The following is a 24369-nucleotide window of genomic DNA, read 5'->3' as shown; positions in this document are numbered from 1 at the left end:
ATTTTTCTGAATACTATTCAACGATATCCAAGTGATAGCGTTTATTCAGCTTAGTACCCGCCGCGCGAATGATAGTTCTCATTGCTGCCGCAGTTTTACCTTGTTTGCCGATAACCTTACCAAGATCTTCTTTATCTACTTTAAGCGCAAGTAGAGTCGTTTGTTGACCAGGGATTTCATCCACTTCAACATTATCAGGCTTATCAACAAGGGACTTCGCCATGAATTCAACGAGGTCTTTCAAGCTATCCATATTACCCCCAACAGAAGTTACCTAAGTGATATTTTATCGCATATCACTCAGATGCCAACTATTTATTTACCTTGGGCCAACTTAATAACGTGTTTTACACGGTCAGTAGGTTGAGCACCTTTTTTGATCCAAGCTTCTACTTTTGCTAGATCAAGCTCGACCTTTTTGTCGTTACCACGTGGAGTTGGGTTGTAAACACCAAGGATTTCAAGGAATTTACCAGTAACATAGCGACGAGAATCCGCAACAGTGATGCGGTATTTAGGATCATGCTTAGCGCCCATACGAGCCAAACGAATTACAACTGCCATTTTTCTAAACCTCTTGTTCGAAACAGTAAGCTCAAGTGTGTACTGTGTTTAAAATAAAATATCAAGCCTTAAAATGGGAACTTCATTCCACCACGGCCCATGCCCATTTTCATCATACCGCTCATCATCTTTTTAGCGTCCTCAAACTGCTTGATCAGCTTGTTTACGTCGGAAACCTGGGTTCCGCTTCCATTTGCAATACGCGTGCGACGCGATGCATTAAGAATCTTATGATTATTGCGTTCTTGGATAGTCATCGAACGGATGATCGCCTCAATTTTCTTAATCTCATTATCCGGAGGAGTCATGTTCTTAAGCTGTTTGGAGATCTCGCCCATACCCGGTAAAAATTTCAGGATGGATTCAAACCCGCCCATTTTTTTAAGCTGCTGAATCTGCCCCAGGAAATCATCCAGGGTGAATTCATTTTTCATGATCTTCTTGGCAGAATCTCGAGCGGCTTTTTCGTCAATCACTTCCGCCGCTCTTTCCACTAGGGAAAGAACGTCACCCATATCAAGGATACGACCCGCCAGACGGTCCGGATGGAATACTTCCAAAGCATTTACTTTTTCACCCACGCCCAGGAACTTAATAGGGATACCTGTCACTTCACGAATGGACAGAGCGGCACCACCACGGGCGTCACCGTCCACTTTGGTCAGAACAAGGCCGGTCAGATTTAAACGCTTATGGAAGCCCTCTGCGACGTTTACGGACTGCTGCCCCAGCATGGCGTCAGCAACCAATAAGATCTCTTGTGGAGCCCAGATGTCTTTTAGACGACCCAACTCGCCCATCAACTCATCATCAACCTGCAAACGGCCCGCAGTATCGACGATAACCACGTCGATCATATTGTCTTTGGCCCATTGCTTGGATTTTTCCAGAATCTCTTCTGGCTTCATGCCAATTGGAGTTGGGAATGTTGGAATATTATTTTGCTTACCCAAAGTCTGAAGCTGATCAATCGCCGCTGGACGATAAATATCAGCAGGAATCAAACCTGGTTTTTTACCCAGTTTCTGACGGATATACAGAGCCAATTTGGCAGAGGACGTGGTCTTACCAGCACCCTGCAAACCCACCATGAAAATCACACTTGGATTTTCGCGCACGTTGATATCAACAGCTCCGCCACCCAAAGTTTGCACCAGTTCATCGTGCACGATTTTTACGAATTGCTGTCCAGGGTTTACGTTTTGAAGAACATCCGCTCCCAAGGCTTTGGCTTTTACACGATCGATAAAGTTTTTAACGACTTTAAAGTTTACGTCAGCTTCCAGAAAGCTTAAGCGGATTTCTTTGATGACGTCTTCGATATTGGCTTCCGTGATCTTGTTCTGACCACGAACCTTTTTAAGGGATGCCATAATTTTATCAGATAAGTTTTCAAACATCGTAAATCTCCGAATAATCGAACTTAATTAACTCATTCGCCCGGCAATCACAAAGAACTCACCCCGACAAGGGGTGTCAATTTGTTGAAACCAGGACTACCAGCGCTGAAACGAACCACGTTTCAAACTGAAATTGGCAAGTCCATAGAAAATAATGAACCCCAATAAAGAAACCGGAACCGCCACTTCCATGCCCACATCACTCACACCAATGACTCCGTATCGGAGTCCATTAATCAAATACAACAGTGGATTCAACTTTGAAAGCATCTGCCAGAATGGATGAAGGTGATCTATAGATAAGAACACTCCCCCCAGATAAGTCAGTGGTAACAAAATGAAAGCAGAAAAGGCCGATAACTGATCAAACGTCGTAGCCCAAAAAGCCACTGAAATCCCCAGAAGTGCGAAAATTAAACCGGCAACAATCGTGAAATACAAAGTGTAAATCGGATGCGCGATATAAAGAATTTCGCCCTGCTGATACCAGGAAAACACCGTACCCACGATGTAGGTGATAAGCGCCACGATAAATCCGCGCACCAGGGCTGCAAGACTCATTGCCCAGATGATTTCCTGATTGCTGATCGGTGCCACCCGCAAATCCTCAAGATCTCCAGAAAACTTGGAAGACACAATCGAGGACGAGGAGTTTTGAAAGGCATTATTCATCAATCCCATCATCATCAGACCCGGAATCAAGAATGATAAATACGCCACACCCTGATGAGCTGGCATCGTCGAACCCAAGGAAACACCAAAAATCAACAGATACAGAAACGAAGATACAAACGGTGTTACGATTGTTTGCACGATGACTTTAAGGAATCGCGCGATTTCGCGGCGAAACAAGGCAATAAAAGGAGTCATCATTTACTCACCACCTTCATAAAGGCCTCTTCCAGATTTCCTTCCTCGATTTTCACGTCCTTGATTAAATTTACCGGTACTCCGGTTTCATTTAAGAACTCGCCCATTTGCTTACCTGGAGGAACCACGAACATGAATTCGTTGCCTTCCTGGAAAAACAGGTATTGGCTTTGAAATGCAAAAGGCTCTGACAAAGTCAGGCGGATTTTTTTCTGAGTGTACTTTCTGACCAGCTCTTTGGTTTCCCCTAAAGCTTCCAGATTACCCAGATTAATAATCCCGATACGGTCGCAAAGCTGCTCGGCTTCTTCAAGGTAATGAGTGGTCAGCAGGATCGACATGCCGTCTTTACGCAATTCCTGAACGAACTGCCACAAAGTTTCGCGCAAACCAATGTCCACGCCCGCCGTCGGTTCATCCAGCAACAACAAGCGCGGAGTGTGCACTAATGCTTTTGCGATCATCAGACGACGCTTCATTCCGCCGGAAAGTTGCTTCACTTTCTTATGGCGATGCTCGTACAGGGAAAGCTTATGTAACAGAAAATCTATACGTTCTTTGTTCTTGCTGATGCCGTAATAGCCGGACTGAAAATTTAAAATTTCTTCGACACTGAAAAATCCGGAAGTAATCACTTCCTGATGAACCACACCCAACTGCTGTTTGGTAAAGCGTGGATTGTCGATCACGTTTTGTCCGAAGACCTCCACCATACCGCTGGAAGGCTCTTCCAGGGTGGTGATCGTGGAAATGATCGTGGTTTTGCCGGCACCGTTCGGCCCCAGCAAACCAAAAATCTCTCCGGGTTTGACGTCAAAGCTGACACCCTTAACGGCCTCCTGGCCCCCGGGATATTTTTTCCTAAGATCAGTAATTTTTAACGGAAGCATTAGCGAGCTCTTGAGATGCTGGTTTGGAATTCAACATCAGGATTTTCACGCTTCAGCCAATTCAAGTCCCACTCCTGGTTTACCAATACAACCGGATTACCGATCAGGTCTTCCGCCATATTAGCGCCGCCCTTAAGAGCGGAGACAGCTTTGCCATCTGCAGTGCGCGGCCAACGGCACACGCTGTATGGCAGACGGTTCAACTTCACTTCCAGATTATATTCATCCTGCAGTCTGTGCATCAATACTTCGAATTGAAGTTCACCGACCGCACCGATAATTGGATCTTGTGGTCCAATGTGGGGCTCGATGAACAGCTGAATCGCACCTTCTTCCGATAAGTGCTTCAAAGCTTCCTGAAGTTTTTGACGTTTTAAAGCATCACGCACAGAAAGACGACCGAACAACTCCGGCGCAAATTTAGGAATGTCTTCGAACTGAACTTTTCCAGAGGAGGAAACGCAGTCCCCGATTGCAAAGTTCCCCGTATCACCCACCCCGACGATATCGCCTGCATATGCTTCGTCCACGGTTTCCTTATCGGCCGCAACGAATTGAGAAGAGTACGACAAACGAAGCTCACGCTCCAACCGGTTGTGCTGAACTTTCATACCACGCTCGAATTTTCCTGAGCAAATGCGAATAAACGCGATACGGTCACGGTGGCGGCGATCCATGTTGGCCTGGATTTTAAACACGAAACCCGTGAATTTTGCATCCAGTGGATCCATCTTTTGCTCGTCTTTAGTTACGCGCGGCTGAGGACCTGGAGCGTATTTTGTGAAGAACTGAAGGAATGTGTCCACCCCGAAATTTTGTTTTGCGGAACCGAAAGTCACAGGGGAAATCTGCCCTGTCAGAAATTCGTTCACGTCAAATGGCGGAAGGGCGCCTTCGATCAAATCCAGTTCTTCCAATACCTGGTCCGCAGATTCCTTATCCAGGTAGTTATAAAGAATCTGATCGTCTTTACCTTTTACGAATGGAATTTTTTGATAGTCTTCGACTTCCTCACGGCGTTGATCGTAGATCCAGATTTCCTGAGTCAGGCGATTATAAATACCGCGGAAACGCTGACCAATACCCAAAGGCCAAGTCACCGGATAGCATTGCATGTTCAAAGTTTTTTCAACTTCGTCAATCAACGTCAGTGGATCTTTACCTTCACGGTCAAGCTTGTTTACGAATGTGAAAATAGGAATTTTGCGCAAGCGACAAACTTCATAAAGTTTCTTGGTACGTTCCTCGACACCTTTGGCAACGTCGATCAGCATCGCTGCGGAATCCACGGCCATCAAAACGCGGTAAGTATCTTCGGAGAAGTCTTTATGTCCCGGAGTATCCAGAAGGTTTACGCGAAGGTCATTGTAATCGAAGGTCATCACAGACGACGTGATGGAAATCCCTTTTTGTCTCTCCAGCTCCATCCAGTCAGAAGTCACGGCTTTTGAACCGGATTTACCTTTAACCTCGCCCGTTTCATGGATCACGCCCCCGTGATACAGAAGTTTTTCCGTTAAAGTGGTCTTACCGGCATCGGGATGCGAGATGATCGCAAAGGTACGGCGTCTTTGAATTTCTTTTTGAATCTGAGGTGTCGCTAACATACTTAAACCTTTAAATTGACTATAAAAAACCGTTTTATTCGATCATATCCAGAGGGGCAAGGGAATCCCCCTCCCGGGATGGAATTAACGCCCGCTGTCTTTTTCCCTCTTGCGCCGAGGACCACCGGGGCATTATAACCCTCTTCGAACTAACAACTCCACCAGGTTTGGAACCTGGTACGGATAACTGAAGGTGATACTATGACTGAAAATGCTCAGAAGCATTATGTTACGACTTTTTACAGCTTCCAAAAAATCGAAAATCCCGAACAAGTTAAATTAGATCTTGAAACGAAAGCGGAAGAGCTGAACGTGAAGGGTCTGATCATTTTAGGAACTGAAGGTTATAACTCCACAGTCTCTGCAGTTTCAGAAGAATCCTTTGAACTTTGGAAACAGTTCGTGCGCGAATACTTCCAAAAGCCAACTCAATTCTATAAAGACTCCTATTCCGACAAAGCCCCGTTTCGTCGCTTCAAGGTAAAAATCCGCGAAGAAATCGTAACGACGGGTATTCCGGAAATGCAGCCGCCAGAAGGCGTGAATCACCATTTGACTCCGTCCGAGTGGAACAAAGTCATGAAAGAAGAATCCGATTACGTGATGATTGATACACGTAACTGGTACGAATACAAAATCGGAACCTTCAAGGGTGCTCTGAATCCAAACATCGAAAAATTTACGGACTTTCCACAGTACATCGAATCTCAGGGAATCTCGAAAGACAAAAAAATGCTGATCTTCTGCACGGGCGGCATTCGTTGTGAAAAAGGAATTTTGGAGCTTCAGGACAAGGGCTATAACAACGTCTTCCAACTGGAAGGTGGTATTCTAAACTACCTGAATGAGTATCCTAATGACCAGTACGAGGGCGAATGTTTCGTGTTCGACCACCGCGTGGCTGTGGATCAAAACCTTGCTCCGTCGCAGAAATACGGATTGTGCCCTCACTGTGGTCAGCCGTCTGAAATCAAAATTGAATGCCTACGCTGTGATTCTCCGGGCATGGTCTGCGTAAACTGTATTGAACTTGAGTTTAAAAAAGACACTTGCTCCAGAAATTGCGCCCATGGATTGAAACTTCATCCCGGTAAAAAAGCGCGCAAACAAGTTGTTCCGTTTAATATCGAAAAAATGAAAGCGGAAGGCATCACAGACATTCCAACCATTCGTGTAAGCAAAACCAAAGTTGTTCAATTGAACGACAAAGGTGAAGCTGAAACTGTTTCACTTAAAAAATAATCCTAGGGATCGGTCTGCGCTTTAGCTTTTATGTAAGCGCAGACTTTTCTTCACAGCCCGATCCAGCATTCTTGGCGACATAAATTTCAGAATATTTGCCTGCCATTTTATATTTTTACCAACCAGATAATTAATTTTTGGCATGCGGCTATTGATGGCATGAAGCAAAGTCATAGTGACCTCTTCAGCCGGAATGGCTTCTTTTGCGGTTTTGATGACTCCCTCCCGCAACGAAGACATCATTTTGCCATAAGCGGATCGCACCTCCTGGGTGAAACCACTGGCCAACTCATCTGACACTTCAATGGACTTGGACCAGATTTCGGTTCTAATGGGACCAGCCTCAATCAAAGAAACATGCACACCAAAATCACTGACCTCGCGACGAAGACAGTCTGAAAAAGCTCTTAAAGCAAATTTGGACGTCGTATACGGCCCCATAAACGGAGAGGCGAAACGGCCGCTGATAGACCCAAGATTGATCACGCGCCCTTTGGTTTGACGTAACAAAGGCAAAAAGGTTTTCGTCATTTCAACGACGCCGAAAAGATTCACTTCAAAAACTTTGCGCCACTCTTCAAGTTCCAGACCTTCAATCGGACCGCCACTGGCAATCCCGGCGTTGTTCACCAGAACGAATTCCTGGTCCGGGTTCAGCTCGCTAGCGACACTCTTAAAAGCTCTTTCGATGTCATGCGGGTTTGTGACATCCAGGCGAAGCAAAGTCAGATTTTCATAGTCTTGAGCCAGGCGATCCAACACTTCCGGTTTTCTAAGGCCTGCCCAGACTTTGTAACCTCGCGCGCAAAGGGTCCGTGTCAGATCAAAACCAATTCCCGTGGAGGCTCCTGTGATCAAAACCTGTTTCAATGAATTCTCCTTCAGTTTACATCAAACCTTTACTGAACAGTTCCTTTAACCATGCATCCTTAATGGTCAGAGAATTCTTGTCGAACTCTGTCTGCACCCGAGCACGGTATTTCGGATCAAAACCAATGGATTTTGGGTCTATACCAGAATCTTGCAGGAATTTTTCCATTTCTTGAACTTGCTCTTCAACATTAAGATCCTGGCGATCCACCAGACTTCTTTCAATCTGCTCGCAAAAATTCACTGTTGAGCTTTGGCTTGCAAGCTCAGGCTTTAATGCCACCGCCTTGGAGAGCATGTGTATGTTGTAGGACTTTTGCAGAACATTATTCATTTCCGTTCCATTAGTGCGAAGGTAGTTTGCCGTCCGCAGGATTTCTGCATAAAGAGCCGCCTTGTCCGCCAGCGAGTCCTCCCCCGTGGAATTTTCCGTCATCTTCAAAATCTCGCTGACACCAGGAGCGCGGAATACGAAGCGCAAAAGCGGAGCTACCGACTCAATCACAGGATCTTTTTGTGGCTTAACAAGGACTTCAAAAAATTTAACAGCACTGCGATCCGTTTTTTTTGGGAAAAACCCACTCTCGCCCGCTCTTCCTAAATCGCGACATGCATCGCTCATCGGTTGATTTGGATCAGCCAAAAACTCTACAGCGGCTCTGACATCGACTTTCTTTTGTTCTGCAGAATCCTGCATTGCTTCGTCTTTAGACTTCGCCCTATCGCCAGATGCGCTTTGCTCCGGTACAGCAGGTTCAACTTTTGCCGAGTGAGATTTAGCAGTTTGTTCAAGATTTGCATCAACTGCCCGCACCGCCTCATTCAGTTGACTGGGACCTGGCAATTTTGAAAGAGCCCAAATGCCAAAGGCACCGAGTACAATTACGACGGATGAAAAACTGATCGCTAATATTTTAAGAACTTTTTTCCAATTCATGCAGACATCACATCACAGGTGAATGAACTGAACAAGAATGAGGCAATGATACATGTAGCCATTTTTAAAATTCACAAATGATCTATTGACCCAGAGTCCTTATGCGCCTACAACTGGTTTCTCAGACATTCACATGTCACTGTCGCGGGGTGGAGCAGTCTGGTAGCTCGTCGGGCTCATAACCCGAAGGCCGTAGGTTCAAATCCTGCCCCCGCAACCAATAAAAGCCTCAAGGTAAACCTTGGGGCTTTTTCCATTTTAGGGCCCTCAAAGTCACCTGCCGCACAAGACAAACTCCCCGACCTAAAGCAAGAAACTGATGCAAGCCACGGATATTTTGGATAAATTAGTGTTTTCAGAGGACTTACTATGCAACCAGGATCCAAACCAGAAAACAAGTTCACTCCACCCACTGACGTTCCTTCCGTATTGAAGGCGTACAAGAAACCTAAAAAAGTTGTTGTTACCGCAGGCATGCCCTACGCCAACGGCCCTTTGCATTTAGGTCACCTGGCCGGAGCCCACGTTCCAGCCGATGTTTACGCACGCTGGATGCGTATGTTGATTGGTGCAGAGAATGTTTTGTTCGTAAACGGAAATGATGATCACGGCTCCACCAGTGAAGTCGCAGCAGTTCAGGCCGGCAAAACAATTCGTGAGTTCATTGATACAATTCATGAAAAACAAAAAGAGACTCTGAAAAATTATTCGATTCAAACGGATGTATTCACAGGAACATCCCGCCCGGAAACTTATCCGTTGCATGAAGCTTACTCTCAGGATTTCCTGCGCCAGCTTTACAAGAATGAACTTTTGGAAAAACGCATCACGAAACAATGGTTCGATCCTAAGATGAATCGTTTCCTTCAGGATCGTTTCGTTCGCGGAACTTGCCCGAACTGTGCAAATCCTGATGCCTATTCTGACGAATGTGACGCCTGTGGCACACAGTTTGACCCAAGCTTGCTTCAAAACCCACGCAGCCAACTCAGTGATGCAAAACCTGAATTAAAGGATACAGCACATTGGTGGCTGGATATGTGGAAAGTCGCAGATCCTTTAAAATCCTGGATCGATACAAAACAAAAAGCTTGGCGCTCTGCCGTGGTTCAGGAAGTGACCAACACGGTGTTGATAGGCTGCCGCTTTGAAAATATCCATGAGCCAAAGTACAAAGAAATTAAAGATACTTTACCAAAACATAAATCCCGCTATGTACCGGGAAAAAAAGTTGAATGTCTTTTTGAAAACAAAGCTGAACTTGCTCAGGGCCAGGCAACACTTGAAGCTGCCGGCATTCCGTCTGTAGTTACTGACAAATGGGGTTATCGCCCGATCACTCGTGACGTTTCCTGGGGCATTCCTGTGCCACCGGAAATCGACAAGGATATGATCGGTAAAACACTTTATGTGTGGCCGGATTCGTTGATTGCACCGATCGTTTTCACTCAAGTCGCACTTAAACAATCAGGAAGAAATCCTGATCAATACAAAGATTTCTGGTGTGATCCGGAAGCGACAGTTGTGCAATTCCTGGGACAGGATAACGTTTTCTTTTATGTGATCATGCAAGGCTCTATGTGGCTTGGGCACAAGAACAATCCTCAGCAACTTCCGCAAAAAGGCGATTTGCAGATGACAGAAATTTTAAGCTGCTTCCACTTGATGGTAAACGGCGAAAAAATGTCGAAGTCCAAAGGCAACTTCTACAGCGGTGATCAACTGTTAGAAATGGGCTACTCGGCTGACCAGGTACGCTACTATCTGGCATTGCTAAGTTTGCCAGTTAAAGCTTCGAATTTTGATTTTGAACACTTCGCGGAAAGAAACAAATTCCTGGCAGGTCCAATGAACGCTGCCCTGGAAAAACCAATCTCTGCATGTCATTCCAAATACGGCGGAAAAGTTCCGGAAGGGAAATTGATCGGTAAAGCAGAGGCTGAGACTGTGAAGCTCGTGCAAATGTATCTTCGCTCCATGCAAAAGGGCGATTATGCAATTTTACTGGGTCAGGTGGAAAACTACGCGCGACAAATCAACTCTTTGTTCACGCAGTACAAACCACACGATGACCGCGCCCCCGAGGCCGAACGCAAAGATGCTTTATTCACATGCTTCTATGTTTTGAAGAACTTAATGATTATGCTGGCTCCATTCGCTCCAGCTACAATGGATGAGGTTCGCAAAACATTGAATCTACCAGAATCAGTATTCCGCGCTGAAGAACTTGGCACAGGTTTACCAGCTGGACATGTGATCAATCCAAAGGGAGTGTATTTCCCCGCGGTAGCTGAGGCTGAGCAACCACAAGAAGGATAACTTACTCAATGCCCTGGCATCTTAACCGGGGCATTTTCTATGGATATCAATGCATAAACACTGTGATTAAGCCCACCCAGGGCCAGTTTCGCGGTGTTATTGATTCGCACACAATCTCCGGCATGAACTTCCAGCTCATCCAATTGAATTTTTCCCCGCAGGCAGAAAATAAAATACTCTCCTTGCCCCAATTCGACTTCAGAAATGTCAGAGAGGTTTAAAATCTTCATCGAAGCCAAAACGTTCCTGCGATATGATGCCCAGGTCGACCACAGGTCCTTCCAGCAGCTTTGCATCCATCGATTCTTCGCCTGAAAACCGCAAGACCTTTAGCGGCGGTAATTCTTTTCCATTCAAGGAAAGACCAGCACCTTCAGTTACGACCAACAATCTATCGCAACCTGGAAAGCTCGAAAAAGGATCATCGCTATTTACCGCGGCGGAACTGATTCTCCAGGAAAAATCACCGGGAAAACTCGCCCCTTCCGGTCCAATGGCAATTTGCGCTGTTTGGCCTTTGCCATTTTTCCAGGGCATTTGAATATAAGAGGATTTTGAAATTAGGGTGATCATGCCCGAAATCTTAGGTCACAATGAGGCTTCACGCAAAGAATTAGAATTTAGAAGCCACTGATGGGAAACTTCTCTGCAAAAATCATCAAAGGTTCGCGGCGCTACACCTCGCACCTGTTCATTGCTAGGATGAATTAATGCCGCCATCTCTTGCCTTACAGAACGATGCAGACTTAAGAACGCTTCGGTCATCCAGGGACTGATCCCCTCGCGCAACATCCGGTGCTTAGCAGACTCTTCAGTCACCGGGACGTAACTCACCCTGCGCCCTAACACGGAGGATATTTTGTTTAAAGCATCTTCATTGCTCAGAGCCTCGGGCCCCGTCAGACTGATCGTGCGATGTTCATAAAGCCAGGGATTTTCGATCACTTTTATCGCCACATCTGCGACATCACGAATATCAACGTAGGAACTTCGCGACTCACCTTCAGGCAAGAACAGAGCGCCCTGACGAATTGATTCGCCATGCCTCGACACGAAACTTTGCATAAACAGATTAGGCCTAATAATCGCGAAGGGAATGCGGCTGTCACGAGCCATTTCCTCGACTTGGCCATGCATGCGATGGAGTAAAAATTCCGATTCCGCGTCTGCTCCCAAAATGGAGTTCAATATCAGAAAACGCACGCCCGAATTTTTAGCGGACATGATTGTATTTTGAGCAAAAAGCAACATGGACTCTGATATCGGAAGATTCAAAAACAGCAAATCAATCTCTTTCGTCATCTCAGCAACCAAGCTTCGCTCGCCCAAGTCCAATTTCAAATGCCTGACTTCGGGTGCAAAAATGGAATCACGATGACTTGCAGCAACAAAATGCGCTCGTCTTCCCAAAAGCCGTCCCACCACCTCTTGTCCAATTTTTCCGGTAGCACCGGTCACCAAAATGCGTTCTTTCATAGTGTTTGATTATCCTGACTTGGTGACTCTTTATACAGGTGTATATTAACAAAGGTCCGCTTGACTCCCCCCTGGTTTCTCGCTTTAGTTGTGAGGTGAAATTTTTTACCGAGAACCTGAAGGTTTTTAAAAAAGTCGCTTTTCCTCTATTCGTACTTTTGGTGTTGTCCAGCAACATCGATCAATTTCTCAATCAACAAGTCGAAACGGCGTTGCGGGATCCGATGGGTGCCGCTCCTCAAGTTTATTGGTTTGGCTTCCTGTCGATCATCAGCAGCATCATTTTCCCTGTACTCCTGATCACCACAGCATTATTTGCCATGCAGTCCGAGAAGATTTCAGAAGGTCTTTCCGAATTTTACGGAAAGTATATAAATCAAATCTTTATCGAAACTTTGCGTACCTGGGGAAAAACACTCCTTTGGGCTTTGCTTTTCATCCTTCCTGGAATCTGGAAATTTCTGGAGTACAGCATGGTACCTTTTGTAGTAACAAGCTCCAGAAAATATGACGAAGGTCAAATTGATGCCTTATCCGCTTCAGCCAAGGTCTTTCGCAAACACTGGTTTAAAATCACCGGCATTTTGGTTTTGTTTCATCTTTTTATCCCCCTGATACTGACCAGCTTGTTTGACTCCTACAGACTGCTCTGGAAAACACCGGTAGCCAGTCTGATACTGAATTTGCTGGATACTTATTTACTGATCATTTCAACACAGCTTTTGTTTAATGTTTTTAAAGACGAGGTAAGACGACATGAATCTCATGTTTAATTGGAAAGAAGTAAAAAATCGTGGAAAAGGCCTGACATTTGATGACGTACTCATCATTCCGGCACGTTCTGATATCCGCTCTCGTCGCGATCCAAATTTGACGACAAAAGTAACTCGTAATTTCACTATGGAAACTCCCATTATCAGCGCCAACATGGACATGGTGACTGAATACGATATGGCTTTGGCAATGCACAACCTGGGAGGCATGGGAATTCTTCACCGCTTTATTTCCACTGAAGAACAATCTGCACAGGCCCGCCGCCTGAAAGAGGCCGGCGTAAAATTGATCTCCGCAAGCGTTGGTGTGGGCGAAGAATTCAAAACCCGCTCTAAGGCACTGGTTGAAGCCGGAGTTAATATCATCACTATCGACATCGCTCACGGACACTCCGTGCAGATGATGGAAACAATGAAATGGCTTAAGGATCAATATCCACACGTGGACTTGATTGCAGGAAACATGGCCACTCCAGATGCTGCCCGTGATTTGATTGAAGCGGGCGCAGATGCAATCAAAGTTGGTATCGGACCCGGCTCCATGTGTACAACTCGTATCATCACGGGTTGCGGAGTTCCGCAACTGACGGCCATTGCCCTATGCTCAGAAGTCGCCTCTGCCCACGGTGTCCCTGTGATCGCCGACGGCGGCATTCGTACATCTGGCGACATGGTAAAAGCATTTGCAGCTGGTGCTAGCACGGTCATGCTTGGTAGCATGTTATCAGGTACTATCGAAACTCCAGGGGAAATCAAAAACGGTAAAAAGCAATACCGCGGAATGGCTTCCCGCTCTGCCCAGGATTCTTGGCGCGGAGGAGTTCCTGAAGGCATGGCACCAGAAGGCGAATCCACTCAGGTAAATGTTAAAGGACACGTTAAAGACGTCATCCACGAAGTAACTGGCGGGATCCGTTCCGGCATGAGCTACATCAATGCAACAAGCATTGCAGAGATAAAAGACAAAGCCCTCTTTATGGAAATGTCTTCTAATGGTATCTCTGAGTCTCGCGCACACGGAGTAAAGTAAAATGGATTCCAGACCCATAGGGGTATTTGATTCAGGCATCGGTGGCCTTACAGTTCTAAAAGAATTGGCCATGCAGTTTCCCCACGAGAGTTTTCTCTATCTGGGGGACACGGCCCGTCTTCCCTATGGTTCTAAATCTGCTCACACCATTCGCAAGTATTCAGAACAAAACATCCAGTTTCTAAAAAAGCTGGATGTGAAAGCTATTGTCATTGCCTGCAATACAGCCTCAACACAAGTTCCTGAACCGGAACTTGAAGGTCTCCCGATTTACAATGTGATCGGCCCAGGTGCTCAGCGAGCACTTGAAGTCAGTCAAAGCAAACGCATCGGCGTCCTTGGTACAAGAGCCACAATCAATAGCAAAGCGTACTCACACAAAATCATGGATCTTGATCCGTCTGCTTCAGTCATCGACCAGGCTTGTCCATTATTTGTGCCGTTAGCGGAGGAAGGCTGGGATTCAGATCCTGTGACCAATTTGATTGTGTTTCGCTACTTAAGCCAAATTCTGCAGCACTCGATCGATACTTTGATTCTGGGATGCACGCACTACCCGCTATTAAAAAACTCCATAGCACGAGTGACTGGATCGTCCATCGAGCTGGTAGATTCTGGCGAAGCTATTGCACGCTGGTTGGAACGTGATTTCAGTAAAAATCGCCTGGGCAGAAACGCCAACTCCAGTCATCAGAAAATAGAAATCATGACGACGGATTCATCAGCGCATTTTACCGAAATGGCTTTGAAAATTTTAAAGCCGGTTAAAGCTGACGAATTTAAAGTCGTCGATCTAAATTAAATACAAATCTCCAAAGGCAGTTCCTGCAGGTTGTAGGTGCTGGCCATCGAATACCCATAGGCCCCGGCATCCAGAATCGCTACAAAGTCGCCTTCTTTTACCACTGGCATACTGTAATCCTTCAAAAAGAAATCTGAAGATTCACAAATCGGCCCCACAACATCGCAAGTAATGCTTTCGGGATTTTTTAATAAAGGTAGAATGCGATGTTCGGCCTCATAGAGCGACGGACGAATAAGGTGATTCATTCCCGAATCCACAATCACAAAGGTTTTTGCTGAAGTCTTTTTAACGTACTGAACCTGACACAACAAAACCCCTGCATGGGCCACCAACCATCGCCCGGGTTCTGACTGCAGTTCACAGTTAAGATCCGCCAGAATTCCTTTGGTAATACCTGCGTACTCATTTAACAACCGGGCTTCAAGATCCAGTTCTGATTTCTCATAAACCACACCCAAGCCCCCGCCGAAATCAAATCGTCGAAGAGTCGGAAAATCTTTTTTAAGATTCAAAAAAGAAGCCTTCAGCTTTGTCAACGCCTCTTGATATCCTGAAAACTCAAGCATCTGCGACCCCAGATGCAAACTCACTCCAACTAACTCAAGAGAGCCTGCATACCTCTTCAAACACTGGGACAACTCAGGAAGCAAACCCAATTCCATTCCGAACTTATTATCGCGAAGGCCAGTCGCGATATAAGGATGCGTCTGGATACTTACATCGGGATTCAGACGTAAAGCAACCGACGCCTTTTTTCCCAGCTCCTGGGCAATCTGACCGATGCGTTCCAATTCTGGCAGGCTCTCAACATTTATTTGCAGAACACCAAGCTTTAAGGCTTCAGTAATTTCATGGCGTGTCTTACCCACTCCTGAATACACGATGTCTTCGGGTAAGAATCCACTTTCCAACGCTCGCTTGATTTCACCCAATGAAACTACATCCGCCCCAGCTCCGGCCAGCTTCAGACACTGCAATACTTGTGGATTCGGATTGGCTTTGACTGCAAAATATAAACGCACCCCATCAAGCGCTGTTGCCAATTGTTTAAACCGTTGAGTAATAAATGCGAGGTCATACACGTAGATGGGACGAATGTAATTCGCGCACAACGACATTAAGTTCTTTTTATCCGGCCCAAAATGAAGCTCATTATTGATGTATTCCACAAAAACCTCGTGCTAATATCATTGCCGAACAAAGGATGTTTGTCATGAAAACTTCTATTTTTACTTACACTTCCAAAGGCATGCCCGTGCTGGCCTATGAGTTTGGCCATGAGGGAAGCCCGGAAATTTTGATTTTGGGTGGAGTTCACGGAGATGAAATTGAAGGCGTGATCTGCGCACAAGAATTATTAAAACATTTCATGAACTCATTTGATCACAAGTTCAAACTGACTTTGGTGCCGCAATTCAATTTGGAAGGCGTGATTTACAAAACCCGTGGTAATGGCAATGGCGTGGACTTGAACCGCAATCTGCCAACAAAAGACTGGTCGCCAGAAATTAAAACTCCACGCTACCACCCGGGACCAAAAGCTGGCAGCGAATCAGAAAACCATGGTTTGATGAAGTTTCTTGATGAGAAAAAACCTCAGTTGGTTTTATCACTGCACTCCTGGCAGCCGGTTCTTAATGTGAATGGTGACTGCTATGCATTCGCCAAGGTTCTTGAAAAACACACGGGATATAAAATCGACGACGATATCGGCTATCCAACACCAGGGTGCCTTGGTACGTACGCAGGCCTTGAAAGACCATGCCCGACATTAACCTATGAAATTGAACGCGGTCAGATTGCAGAAGACATTATCAAAATTCATGTCCCTGCAATTTTGGACGCTTTAAAAGTTTACGATAAGTAAGGAGCCACCATGCAACAATCTGTCGAGCAACTTTATACTGAAATTCAAAATGGCAAACGCGTTGATCAACTTATGGCCAACGATCTGAAAACGATCTTCGAAGTGATCGAGGGCTTGGATGCCGGTCGCCTGCGTGTCGCTGAAAAGAAAGACAATCAATGGATGGTCAACGAATGGGTTAAAAAGGCCATTCTGATGTATTTCCGTGTTCAGCAAATGACAGTCATGCAGGCCGGAGACTTCACTTACTTTGACAAGATTCCGGTTAAAAAATGGTCTGAAGAAGACGGTGTTCGCGTCGTCCCTCATGCCTTGGCACGCAAAGGCTCATTCATCGAAAAAGGTGCGATCCTGATGCCTTCCTACGTTAACATCGGCGCCTATGTGGGTGGCGGAACAATGGTAGACACTTGGGCTACAGTAGGTTCCTGTGCACAAATCGGTAAGAACGTACATCTATCCGGCGGCGTGGGTATTGGTGGAGTCTTAGAACCCGTACAGGCCTCTCCAGTTATCGTTGAAGATAACGCCTTCATCGGCAGTCGTTGCATTGTAGTTGAAGGTGCCGTTATTGAAGAAGGTGCAGTTTTAGGAGCTGGTGTAACAATCACAGCTTCCACAAAAATCATTGATGTAACTGGCAGCAAGCCGGTTGAAATGAAGGGCCGCGTTCCTGCGAACTCCGTTGTCATTCCTGGCACACAAATGAAAAAGTTCCCCGCAGGCGAATTTGGTGTCCCTTGCGCATTGATTATTGGTCAGCGCAAGGCGAGCACGGATTTAAAAACATCTTTGACAGATGCACTTAGAGATTTCCAAGTGAGCGTTTAAAGAAAAGATCAGTAAATAAAAAAGCCCGCTAGTTGAGCGGGCTTTTTTATTATTTCATTCTTAAAGCTTCAGAAGGTTGAACATCCGTTGCGGTTCTTGCAGGAATATAGGACCCAAGTAACGCAATCAACGAACTCACCAGTAGAACTCCGAAAACCAACCACCAGTCAACCAGACTCGGGATTGTCGTGTCATAGAAGGTTTGTGAGGACCACATCGTCAGAGGGTTGTTTTGAATGTACAAACTCACCCCAGTTCCGATAACCACTCCCATAAGCACGCCCGATCCGGCTAACAAGAAACCAATTTGCGTGAAAATCTTAACCGTCTGTTTTCCAGAAAGTCCGATGGTACGCAAAACGGCGATATCGCGTCGTTTCTGTGACAGCAATAACGCGAGAACAGTCAGGATGGAACTTGCGGCGATCATTCCAGCAAGTCCCAGAAAAACACCGATAGTCAGCTTTTCTAACTTCAGAGCATAAAACAAGGCCGAGTTACGTTCCATCCAGGTTTCCACCTGAACATCCGAGAACTTCATCAAATCATTCTTAACGGTATCCACGCGGCTATCATCAGCAAGCCACATCTCGATACCCAATTTTTTTAGATCTCCGCTACCCAGGGCCTTCAACGCTTTACCGCGCTGATAAAAAAGAAACTGCGCATCTACATCCGGCAACGCCGTCGTAACCACTCGTTTAACTCTCACACGTTCAAACTTTGGAGTTTGTCCTGGAGGCAAAAGTAAACCCGTAGGAGAAACCACAGTGATGAAATCCCCATCAAAAACCCCAAGCGATGCAGCCAGATCAACGCCAAGAACAACTTCTCCCTCATCAGGCACATCCTGTGGATCCCAAACGTAGGAAGGAGGTCCTCCCCGTGCATTTTGAGGTTTCTCGGCATCCAGTCGTGCTAGTTCAGAAATAAAATATTCCAGACTCTGCCGCGTAACTCCACGAGCGAATGCTCCCCGGAACTGACCGTCTTGACTGCGCAAGATCACGTCCTGAGTTTCATATACATAGGCCTGCGTTGTAGGGTCCTCTTTAATTCGGGAATAAACCGGATGAGTTTCCAGTCCCATGGCGTTTTGCACGCCGGGCACAGTCACGTACAAATGAGGTTCAAGCCCCAGGATGCGCTTACGAATACTGGCATTCATTCCATTCATCACAAAAAGAACAACCAAAAATGCTGTTACGCTGACGGTGATGCCACCGATGGACAAAAATGCGATACGACGAATCAACGCCCCCGCGCGCTTAGAGAATATAAAATGACGAAAGAGATGCCCAACTAGCATCTCTTCATCTTATTGTTTCATTGGTGGGATTCAAGCCTTTTATAGGCTATTTATCTGCGGTTTTAGAATTTGCGGGAGCACGCTGCAGAGCTTCCTCTTTGCGAACTTCGCGAACATTGCTTTCCATGAAAAAGCTTTTTTGCATCGCTTTTAAAGTCACGACAGTTTCATTCAGCACTTCAAGCATACGACGAGAAGCCTGCGGAAACTCTGGCCCCAATTCTTTAGCTGCGGGTCCCACTGCCTGAGTGACCACTGCCAGATTTTGCGTCATCACCGCTAAATCTTTTGCGAGTTCAGGATTTTGTCGGTTGAGCTCGGGCAAAATACGATTGATCTCGGTGGTGGTTGTCGCAAGATTCTTCATCAAAACTTCCATCGAATCATTTGCGGTCGCCTGCTTGGAAAGCTTAATAACTTCCTGGGACATCACCGTCATGTTTTTCATCAGCGGATCCATACGGTCGATCACACGTACAAAGCTCGCCGCACGGTCTTTATCCGCAAAAGCCTCAACCAGCATCTGCAGATTTTCCAGGAGGCCGCCCACTCGGGACATCGTCATACTGATATTTCGACTGCTTAACATGGAAACAATATCCATAGACTCATTCGAATGAATAAACGCATTACCCGCCAGGACCGGCGCATTCTCAGATCCAACTGTTACTTCCAGAATTTTTTCGCCAATAATGAACGGACGATTCAGCTGAACCGTACTGTCCTGACGAATGCGCTCCTGGAATTTGCTTAACACATAGAACGTGACCTGGATTTTATTATCCGCACGAAGTTCCACTTCTTCAACGGCACCTGCACGAAGACCCGCCATGTGCACAGTGGTCCCCTGATGCAGACCATCGGCATTATCAAAGGTCGTCGTGTAGTAGGTTTTCGAGTCAAACCATCCCTGCTTCACAGCAATACTGAAAGCAGTAGCCAGCACGCCAAAAATAGCGAGGCCTACAAAAAGTCCTGCAACTCGTTCAAATTTATTGAACTTTACATTCATCATAGATGGACAACTCTCTTCTCTGGATCCACGGGTTGGAAGTACAACTGACCGTCATCCAAATGAACGATTTGGTAATTGAACAAGTTCATGAATTTTTCATCATAGGAGCTGATAAAAACATGATTTAAGCAGCCCTCTTTACGCAACTGGTGAATATAGTCCACCAAGGTATAGATACTGTCCTGCCCCAAGCCCACACTTGGATCATCCAGCAACAAAATCTGCGGGCGCATCACCATCGCACGCAACAAACACGTAAGCTTACGCAAGCGCCCCGGCACATGAGCCGGTCTTTCATGGGCAAACTTCGTCACATCAAAGATTTTAAAAATTTCGTCAACTCGCGCTTTGGCATCCTCGGGGCTTAAAACCTTATGATACAAAAGCGGCAACATCATATTATCAAATAGTGTTTGATTGTTGATCAAACCGCCGTAATCAAAGGAATAACCAATCTGCAAGCGATACGGCAAAAATTCCTCAAAGGACATTTCGCATACGTTTTGACCGTTGATCAAAAACTGACCTGACTGGGGCATTTGCAATCCTGCCAGAATCTGCAATAAAGAACTTTTCCCTGCACCCTCTTCGGCCTTCACCCACAGGATTTCATTCATGGGAAAATCGAACTCAACATTCGCAATGACCGGATCTTGCCCCTCATGCGAAAACGATACGCCATCAAACTTTAAATTTTCGATTTTCATTATAAAACCCCCAGATTGCGCAACTGATTTAAATAAAACAAAGCTGTTACAATTAAATTAAATACGATAACGAAAATGATACTGTTCACCACCGCCTGCGTGGTGACCTGTGGGACTTCAGTGGGACTTTTTTTCACGGACAGTCCCTGATAACAGGAAACAACGAATATAATCATTCCACTAAAACTGTTCTTCAGTAGGAAAATCCAAAAATCATCGAGAGAAAACGCCGTCATCAATGATTCCGCATAAAACGCAAACGGCATGTCCTGAATAAACTTCGTGACACAAAAACCACCGATCAATGCCACAAAATTAAAATAAAATGCCAGGCACAGCATACTGATCACGCCACCCAGAACCCGAGGGAAAACGATGTAACTTAGTGGATTGATTCCCATGACTTCCAGGGCTTCGATTTCGCGATTGGCACGCATATTACCAATTTCGGAAGCGACCGCTGTTCCAGAGCGCGCAGTCACCACCAGCGCCACCAGTAGCGGACCTGCTTCCCGCAACACCATCACGATCAGAAACGGCCCCACCATCTGCGAGCCACCAAATTTTGAAAGATTCGACAGAGACTGCAACACCAATACACTTCCCGACGCCAAAGCCAGAACGCTCACCAAAGGAAGCGCCTGCCAGCCGGTAAAATAAATTTGTGCGGAAATGACTCGTACGATTTGGCGTGCCCCTTGTGTCTGATCCAGAACGGTGGCACGAAGAGAAAGATAAACCATCAGGAGAACACGCCACGTGTACTCCATGTTCTTTGTCACAAATCTCCCAAGGGAGTCGATTTGTAAGAGTAAAGAATTCATCTGATTTCCCCAGTTTCCTAGGGAATTTATCGGTAAAAATAGAACTTTCGTTTACAAACCAAGGTCTGGATTTAGTATGCCCACAAGGAATAAAAGAAAGACTTTAATGCTTCAAAACCGGTCTCCAGGACCGAAGCCTCGTAACGGCCTCCCACAATGGGATGTTTTTGAATGTATATATTCTCAGGAAATGCCGCTCGAAAGGTTTTATAGGAACGATACATATGCAGGCGTGAAGTCACCAACAGGATATCACGGCACTTAAGAGCTTCCACAATAGGCAAGCTTTGTTGGGCGTTACCAAACGTCGTTTCAGAACGACGGTCCAACACCACATCATTTTCATTCAGACTTCCATAGAAGGGCCAAACCGGCATGATTTCTCTCATGCGTGCGTTGGAGTAGACACCAGAAATGACGAGTTTCTTAACGTTCTGATTTGCAAGAAGGTCAAAACCTTCGCGCACCCGCCCCGCTCCCCCCGTCAGAACGACTGCACAATCGGCATTCTGAGTTCGCGTCCAGAAGATCATCGGCTCATTTTCGATAAAATGGTATTCACGCACAAAGCGCTGAGTGATCAGCGCTCCCAGAATAATCACAATCCAGAATATGCGTGTGCGAACCAGCGCCTTAGCGGTGAGCAAGAACTTCAATCTCCACGTTCACGCCTTTTGGCAACGCGGCTACAGCCACTGTGGAACGAGCTGGAGGAGCTGCTGTAAAAGCTTTCGCATAGATTTCATTTACAGCCGCAAAGTCAGCCATGTTCGTAAGAAAGATTGTGGTTTTAACAACATTTGAAAAATCCATGTTGTTGGCGCCAAGCACCGCTTCAACATTTTTCATCACCATCTCTGTTTGCGTTTTGATATCGCCCGTGAACACTTCGTTTGTTTTCGGATCGATCGAGATTTGACCGGAGCAGAACAAAAAATCACCCATTGCAACTGCTTGTGAATATGGGCCAACAGCTTTAGGTGCGTTGTCTGTGTGAATAACTTTTTTCATATAAACATCCTTTATGAATTAGAAATAAAAAATAATACCTGCGCGGAATGGGCTGTCTGCGATAGTTCTGAAACGAACATTGTCAGCAGAAATAACGCCGACACCGCCTTCGAAAGTAAAACCCAGGGACTCAAGACCGGTAAAGAAAAACTCACCACCAAATACCGCATCCAATTCAAAACCGGATTGTTTTTCTCTGGTACCCGCATCGTTAAGCTCTTCCCAATTCAACAAACCGATAGTGCCACCCATGTAGAAGTTCATGTTTTGTTCTTTAAAAACTGTTCTTCTAACTCCAGCCAGAACTGCGAACTTGGATTGATCTTTTTGCGTATCAATTCCCAATCCACCAGTAACTTGAATTTCTGAAGAAGGGTTATAAACCACCGCCAGCTCCGGAAGATCCAGCGTTGAATGTGATTTAACTCCCACGCCCAGGCGATTGGTTAAATCTTTGGCTTCAGCAACACTCACGCCCGTCAAAACTGCAAACACCAATGCTAAAACTTTAAGCATTCTACAAACTCCTTAATTAAGGCTCTATTAAATGCAAAAGCTTTTGTCGGCGCAAAAGGAATCTAACTCTTACAATAGGTGTCAAACCTACAGAAGACTTTCCGAGATCTTTTCAAGAAATGCAGGGCTAAAATTCCCTGTTTTAGACTTGGCTTCATCCCAGATCTTCTCTCGAAGATAGCGAAAGCCTATGGACTTTTCATGCATTGTGGTTCGGGTTCCAAGATCAATCAGTTCACCAAATCGGATCAGAGATGCTTCAACCGGTACCATGTCAAACGGCGTCTGACTCGGAAAACCACGTTCATCTGCTCGTTCGTGGACACAAACCATTATAGCTTTGACCTGTTCACTCACTGGAATTTTTTTGAACAAACAACGATTCAAAGACATCATCGGATGTTTGCGATACTCATCAGTCTGCTGAGGATCCAGAGCCGATTCACCAGACTTCAAAAACAGCTGATATGTTTCATCTGGAATATCAAACAATCCGACATCGCATAATAATCCAGCAAGTAACGCATCAACAGGATTTCCCACGCCAGATTTCACCGAAATATAGGCAGCATATACACCCACCCAGGGGCTTCGCCATTTGTTAAAGAGGTCATTATCCATGGCCTCCAAAAACGCATCCCAAAGATTTTCTTCACTTTGCATGGTTTCGACAAAAAGACCGGCAGTTTTGATAAGTTGTTCGTATATGCCATTGATTTCTGCATCAGTTGCAGTCTTAAATTCAAACAACGTGACTTCACTCAATTCCGCCCACAAAGCTGCAATAGCCACGAAGTGCGCACGAACTCTTTTCCGTAAGGACATGCCTGAGCGATCAAAGTAAGTATTGATATAATCCAAATAAACCTGTGCCTCAGAACCTTGAATTAAGAAGCCTCCTTTCGTCAGCATTTTTTGATACTTGGAATCCGAAAGAACGACTCCCCGGAAGGCGACACCCATAATTCTTTGGTTTACTGGCATTCGCACAAACACTGTAAAAGGCAGCGTGGTCATCGAAAATAAATCCGTGGGCAGAATGTCGAAAAAACGCGCCCGGCATTTTAAAAGTAGCATGTATTCAAATTTGAAATTCTTAAAAAAATCCAGCGGCGTAATTAAAATGACCCGGGAAAACTTCGGACCAGAAAATTTATTCTTGTCGGGAGCTTCATGAGTAAGAGTGAATATCGTGGATAATGGAAATCTCTCAACCAATCCCAGAATACGTTCGGAGAATGCACCGATGTGCTCGGATTCCTCTTGTGCAACAACAATGACAACGGCTCGCTGTGTTTCGAAAGGACGATTCTTCACATCATCCAACGCAAGAACGTGACGAAACGTGAATCCGTGAGTTGAGATGAGACTGCGCACACGGGATAACACATCCTCTCGCTGACTCAACAGCAAGAGCTCCAACTTCTGTCGAAAGAAAATTGCAGGACGTTTTTCTGCCATAAACACCGATATGTTACGCTATACCCGTACTTGCTACCAGAAATT

At 45.7% G+C, this 24369-nt stretch carries 27 protein-coding genes and 1 tRNA gene; 8 read left to right on the top strand and 20 right to left on the bottom strand.

Features of this window, described 5'->3' with window-relative positions:
* Positions 1-13 precede the first annotated feature (13 nt).
* The 6 genes from ACLWNV_RS08670 to ACLWNV_RS08645 form a co-directional block, all read right to left on the bottom strand.
* Entirely contained in the window at positions 14-253 is a 240-nt protein-coding gene (locus ACLWNV_RS08670) for a KH domain-containing protein (RefSeq protein WP_061835721.1), read from the bottom strand.
* 62 nt (positions 254-315) lie between these two features.
* Positions 316-564: a 30S ribosomal protein S16 gene (rpsP, locus tag ACLWNV_RS08665; protein ID WP_142700159.1), complete on the bottom strand. Its 249-nt coding sequence runs from the start codon at positions 562-564 to the stop codon at positions 316-318.
* Positions 565-632: 68 nt separating this feature from the next.
* Positions 633-1964, bottom strand: a complete 1332-nt coding sequence (gene ffh / locus ACLWNV_RS08660; protein ID WP_413587530.1) for a signal recognition particle protein — start codon at positions 1962-1964, stop codon at positions 633-635.
* 96 nt (positions 1965-2060) lie between these two features.
* Positions 2061-2837: an ABC transporter permease gene (locus ACLWNV_RS08655; RefSeq protein WP_413587529.1), complete on the bottom strand. Its 777-nt coding sequence runs from the start codon at positions 2835-2837 to the stop codon at positions 2061-2063.
* Positions 2834-3724, bottom strand: a complete 891-nt coding sequence (locus ACLWNV_RS08650; protein ID WP_413587528.1) for an ABC transporter ATP-binding protein — start codon at positions 3722-3724, stop codon at positions 2834-2836. Before ACLWNV_RS08650 ends, ACLWNV_RS08655 begins: the two co-directional genes overlap by 4 nt.
* On the bottom strand, positions 3724-5331 hold the full coding sequence (locus ACLWNV_RS08645) for a peptide chain release factor 3 (RefSeq protein ID WP_413587527.1): 1608 nt from the start codon (positions 5329-5331) through the stop codon (positions 3724-3726). Before ACLWNV_RS08645 ends, ACLWNV_RS08650 begins: the two co-directional genes overlap by 1 nt.
* A 201-nt stretch (positions 5332-5532) precedes the next feature.
* Here ACLWNV_RS08645 and ACLWNV_RS08640 point away from each other — a divergent pair, with 201 nt between their 5' ends.
* Positions 5533-6573: a rhodanese-related sulfurtransferase gene (locus tag ACLWNV_RS08640; protein ID WP_413587526.1), complete on the top strand. Its 1041-nt coding sequence runs from the start codon at positions 5533-5535 to the stop codon at positions 6571-6573.
* Between the two features lie 21 nt (positions 6574-6594).
* Here the strand turns inward: ACLWNV_RS08640 and ACLWNV_RS08635 are convergent, their stop codons facing one another.
* Positions 6595-7443: an SDR family oxidoreductase gene (locus ACLWNV_RS08635; protein WP_413587525.1), complete on the bottom strand. Its 849-nt coding sequence runs from the start codon at positions 7441-7443 to the stop codon at positions 6595-6597.
* Positions 7444-7459: 16 nt separating this feature from the next.
* Positions 7460-8380 carry a hypothetical protein gene (locus ACLWNV_RS08630; RefSeq protein ID WP_413587524.1) on the bottom strand — a complete coding sequence of 307 codons (921 nt, stop codon included), beginning with the start codon at positions 8378-8380 and terminating at the stop codon, positions 7460-7462.
* A 143-nt stretch (positions 8381-8523) separates the two neighbouring features.
* On the opposite strand from ACLWNV_RS08630, the gene ACLWNV_RS08625 reads away from it, so the two are divergent.
* Positions 8524-8600 (top strand) — tRNA-Met (locus ACLWNV_RS08625).
* A 149-nt stretch (positions 8601-8749) separates the two neighbouring features.
* Positions 8750-10699 carry a methionine--tRNA ligase gene (locus ACLWNV_RS08620; RefSeq protein WP_413587523.1) on the top strand — a complete coding sequence of 650 codons (1950 nt, stop codon included), beginning with the start codon at positions 8750-8752 and terminating at the stop codon, positions 10697-10699.
* Positions 10700-10704: 5 nt separating this feature from the next.
* Here the strand turns inward: ACLWNV_RS08620 and ACLWNV_RS08615 are convergent, their stop codons facing one another.
* Genes ACLWNV_RS08615 through ACLWNV_RS08605 form a run of 3 tightly spaced genes read right to left on the bottom strand, consistent with a single transcriptional unit; the run spans position 10705 to position 12175 of the window.
* A complete protein-coding gene (locus tag ACLWNV_RS08615) occupies positions 10705-10929 on the bottom strand; it encodes a hypothetical protein (RefSeq protein ID WP_413587522.1) in 225 nt (74 codons plus the stop codon).
* On the bottom strand, positions 10907-11272 hold the full coding sequence (locus tag ACLWNV_RS08610) for a HutD family protein (RefSeq protein ID WP_413587521.1): 366 nt from the start codon (positions 11270-11272) through the stop codon (positions 10907-10909). The genes ACLWNV_RS08615 and ACLWNV_RS08610 overlap by 23 nt, the downstream gene beginning before the upstream one ends.
* Before the next feature lie 15 nt (positions 11273-11287).
* Positions 11288-12175 (bottom strand): NmrA family NAD(P)-binding protein, encoded by an 888-nt coding sequence (locus ACLWNV_RS08605; protein WP_413587520.1) that lies wholly within the window; start codon positions 12173-12175, stop codon positions 11288-11290.
* A 95-nt stretch (positions 12176-12270) separates the two neighbouring features.
* On the opposite strand from ACLWNV_RS08605, the gene ACLWNV_RS08600 reads away from it, so the two are divergent.
* From ACLWNV_RS08600 to murI, 3 genes are read left to right on the top strand one after another with little or no spacing between them, the layout of a single operon-like run.
* On the top strand, positions 12271-12948 hold the full coding sequence (locus ACLWNV_RS08600) for a hypothetical protein (RefSeq protein ID WP_413587519.1): 678 nt from the start codon (positions 12271-12273) through the stop codon (positions 12946-12948).
* The gene (locus tag ACLWNV_RS08595) at positions 12941-13978 is read left to right on the top strand and encodes a guanosine monophosphate reductase (protein ID WP_413587518.1); all 1038 of its coding nucleotides are present in this window, start codon (positions 12941-12943) and stop codon (positions 13976-13978) included. Before ACLWNV_RS08600 ends, ACLWNV_RS08595 begins: the two co-directional genes overlap by 8 nt.
* 1 nt (position 13979) lies before the next feature.
* Positions 13980-14780, top strand: coding sequence for a glutamate racemase (gene murI, locus ACLWNV_RS08590; RefSeq protein WP_413587517.1), 801 nt, complete (start codon positions 13980-13982; stop codon positions 14778-14780).
* Here murI and lysA read toward each other — a convergent pair.
* Entirely contained in the window at positions 14777-15952 is a 1176-nt protein-coding gene (gene lysA / locus ACLWNV_RS08585) for a diaminopimelate decarboxylase (protein ID WP_413587516.1), read from the bottom strand. The two genes, murI and lysA, sit on opposite strands and share 4 nt — an antisense overlap.
* A 44-nt stretch (positions 15953-15996) precedes the next feature.
* On the opposite strand from lysA, the gene ACLWNV_RS08580 reads away from it, so the two are divergent.
* Positions 15997-16650 (top strand): M14 family zinc carboxypeptidase, encoded by a 654-nt coding sequence (locus tag ACLWNV_RS08580; protein WP_413587515.1) that lies wholly within the window; start codon positions 15997-15999, stop codon positions 16648-16650.
* A gap of 9 nt (positions 16651-16659) precedes the next feature.
* Entirely contained in the window at positions 16660-17481 is an 822-nt protein-coding gene (locus ACLWNV_RS08575) for a 2,3,4,5-tetrahydropyridine-2,6-dicarboxylate N-succinyltransferase (RefSeq protein ID WP_413587514.1), read from the top strand.
* Positions 17482-17530: 49 nt separating this feature from the next.
* Here the strand turns inward: ACLWNV_RS08575 and ACLWNV_RS08570 are convergent, their stop codons facing one another.
* The 8 genes from ACLWNV_RS08570 to ACLWNV_RS08535 form a co-directional block, all read right to left on the bottom strand.
* A complete protein-coding gene (locus ACLWNV_RS08570; RefSeq protein WP_413587513.1) occupies positions 17531-18790 on the bottom strand; it encodes an FtsX-like permease family protein in 1260 nt (419 codons plus the stop codon).
* A gap of 46 nt (positions 18791-18836) precedes the next feature.
* Positions 18837-19805, bottom strand: a complete 969-nt coding sequence (locus tag ACLWNV_RS08565) for an MlaD family protein (RefSeq protein ID WP_413587512.1) — start codon at positions 19803-19805, stop codon at positions 18837-18839.
* Entirely contained in the window at positions 19802-20512 is a 711-nt protein-coding gene (locus ACLWNV_RS08560; RefSeq protein WP_413587511.1) for a cell division ATP-binding protein FtsE, read from the bottom strand. The genes ACLWNV_RS08565 and ACLWNV_RS08560 overlap by 4 nt, the downstream gene beginning before the upstream one ends.
* On the bottom strand, positions 20512-21294 hold the full coding sequence (locus tag ACLWNV_RS08555; protein ID WP_413587510.1) for an MlaE family ABC transporter permease: 783 nt from the start codon (positions 21292-21294) through the stop codon (positions 20512-20514). The genes ACLWNV_RS08560 and ACLWNV_RS08555 overlap by 1 nt, the downstream gene beginning before the upstream one ends.
* 113 nt (positions 21295-21407) lie before the next feature.
* Positions 21408-21992, bottom strand: coding sequence for a YdcF family protein (locus ACLWNV_RS08550; protein WP_413587509.1), 585 nt, complete (start codon positions 21990-21992; stop codon positions 21408-21410).
* Positions 21970-22347 (bottom strand): RidA family protein, encoded by a 378-nt coding sequence (locus tag ACLWNV_RS08545; protein ID WP_413587508.1) that lies wholly within the window; start codon positions 22345-22347, stop codon positions 21970-21972. The genes ACLWNV_RS08550 and ACLWNV_RS08545 overlap by 23 nt, the downstream gene beginning before the upstream one ends.
* Before the next feature lie 18 nt (positions 22348-22365).
* On the bottom strand, positions 22366-22863 hold the full coding sequence (locus tag ACLWNV_RS08540) for an organic solvent tolerance protein (RefSeq protein WP_413587507.1): 498 nt from the start codon (positions 22861-22863) through the stop codon (positions 22366-22368).
* 87 nt (positions 22864-22950) lie between these two features.
* Positions 22951-24324 (bottom strand): HD domain-containing phosphohydrolase, encoded by a 1374-nt coding sequence (locus ACLWNV_RS08535; protein ID WP_413587506.1) that lies wholly within the window; start codon positions 24322-24324, stop codon positions 22951-22953.
* Positions 24325-24369: the final 45 nt, after the last annotated feature.

It is taken from the genome of Bdellovibrio sp. HCB274 (assembly GCF_047306075.1).
GTDB lineage: Bacteria > Bdellovibrionota > Bdellovibrionia > Bdellovibrionales > Bdellovibrionaceae > Bdellovibrio.
This window is presented reverse-complemented; position numbering and strand designations above follow the sequence as displayed.

Bases quoted from the DNA above. Each gene is read 5' to 3' on its own strand.
- ACLWNV_RS08670 (WP_061835721.1), bottom strand. From the start codon at position 253: ATGGATAGCTTGAAAGACCTCGTTGAATTCATGGCGAAGTCCCTTGTT.
- rpsP (WP_142700159.1), bottom strand. From the start codon at position 564: ATGGCAGTTGTAATTCGTTTGGCTCGTATGGGCGCTAAGCATGATCCT.
- ffh (WP_413587530.1), bottom strand. From the start codon at position 1,964: ATGTTTGAAAACTTATCTGATAAAATTATGGCATCCCTTAAAAAGGTT.
- ACLWNV_RS08655 (WP_413587529.1), bottom strand. From the start codon at position 2,837: ATGATGACTCCTTTTATTGCCTTGTTTCGCCGCGAAATCGCGCGATTC.
- ACLWNV_RS08650 (WP_413587528.1), bottom strand. From the start codon at position 3,724: ATGCTTCCGTTAAAAATTACTGATCTTAGGAAAAAATATCCCGGGGGC.
- ACLWNV_RS08645 (WP_413587527.1), bottom strand. From the start codon at position 5,331: ATGTTAGCGACACCTCAGATTCAAAAAGAAATTCAAAGACGCCGTACC.
- ACLWNV_RS08640 (WP_413587526.1), top strand. From the start codon at position 5,533: ATGACTGAAAATGCTCAGAAGCATTATGTTACGACTTTTTACAGCTTC.
- ACLWNV_RS08630 (WP_413587524.1), bottom strand. From the start codon at position 8,380: ATGAATTGGAAAAAAGTTCTTAAAATATTAGCGATCAGTTTTTCATCC.
- ACLWNV_RS08620 (WP_413587523.1), top strand. From the start codon at position 8,750: ATGCAACCAGGATCCAAACCAGAAAACAAGTTCACTCCACCCACTGAC.
- ACLWNV_RS08615 (WP_413587522.1), bottom strand. From the start codon at position 10,929: ATGAAGATTTTAAACCTCTCTGACATTTCTGAAGTCGAATTGGGGCAA.
- ACLWNV_RS08610 (WP_413587521.1), bottom strand. From the start codon at position 11,272: ATGATCACCCTAATTTCAAAATCCTCTTATATTCAAATGCCCTGGAAA.
- ACLWNV_RS08605 (WP_413587520.1), bottom strand. From the start codon at position 12,175: ATGAAAGAACGCATTTTGGTGACCGGTGCTACCGGAAAAATTGGACAA.
- ACLWNV_RS08595 (WP_413587518.1), top strand. From the start codon at position 12,941: ATGTTTAATTGGAAAGAAGTAAAAAATCGTGGAAAAGGCCTGACATTT.
- murI (WP_413587517.1), top strand. From the start codon at position 13,980: ATGGATTCCAGACCCATAGGGGTATTTGATTCAGGCATCGGTGGCCTT.
- ACLWNV_RS08580 (WP_413587515.1), top strand. From the start codon at position 15,997: ATGAAAACTTCTATTTTTACTTACACTTCCAAAGGCATGCCCGTGCTG.
- ACLWNV_RS08575 (WP_413587514.1), top strand. From the start codon at position 16,660: ATGCAACAATCTGTCGAGCAACTTTATACTGAAATTCAAAATGGCAAA.
- ACLWNV_RS08570 (WP_413587513.1), bottom strand. From the start codon at position 18,790: ATGCTAGTTGGGCATCTCTTTCGTCATTTTATATTCTCTAAGCGCGCG.
- ACLWNV_RS08565 (WP_413587512.1), bottom strand. From the start codon at position 19,805: ATGATGAATGTAAAGTTCAATAAATTTGAACGAGTTGCAGGACTTTTT.
- ACLWNV_RS08560 (WP_413587511.1), bottom strand. From the start codon at position 20,512: ATGAAAATCGAAAATTTAAAGTTTGATGGCGTATCGTTTTCGCATGAG.
- ACLWNV_RS08545 (WP_413587508.1), bottom strand. From the start codon at position 22,347: ATGAAAAAAGTTATTCACACAGACAACGCACCTAAAGCTGTTGGCCCA.
- ACLWNV_RS08540 (WP_413587507.1), bottom strand. From the start codon at position 22,863: ATGCTTAAAGTTTTAGCATTGGTGTTTGCAGTTTTGACGGGCGTGAGT.
- ACLWNV_RS08535 (WP_413587506.1), bottom strand. From the start codon at position 24,324: ATGGCAGAAAAACGTCCTGCAATTTTCTTTCGACAGAAGTTGGAGCTC.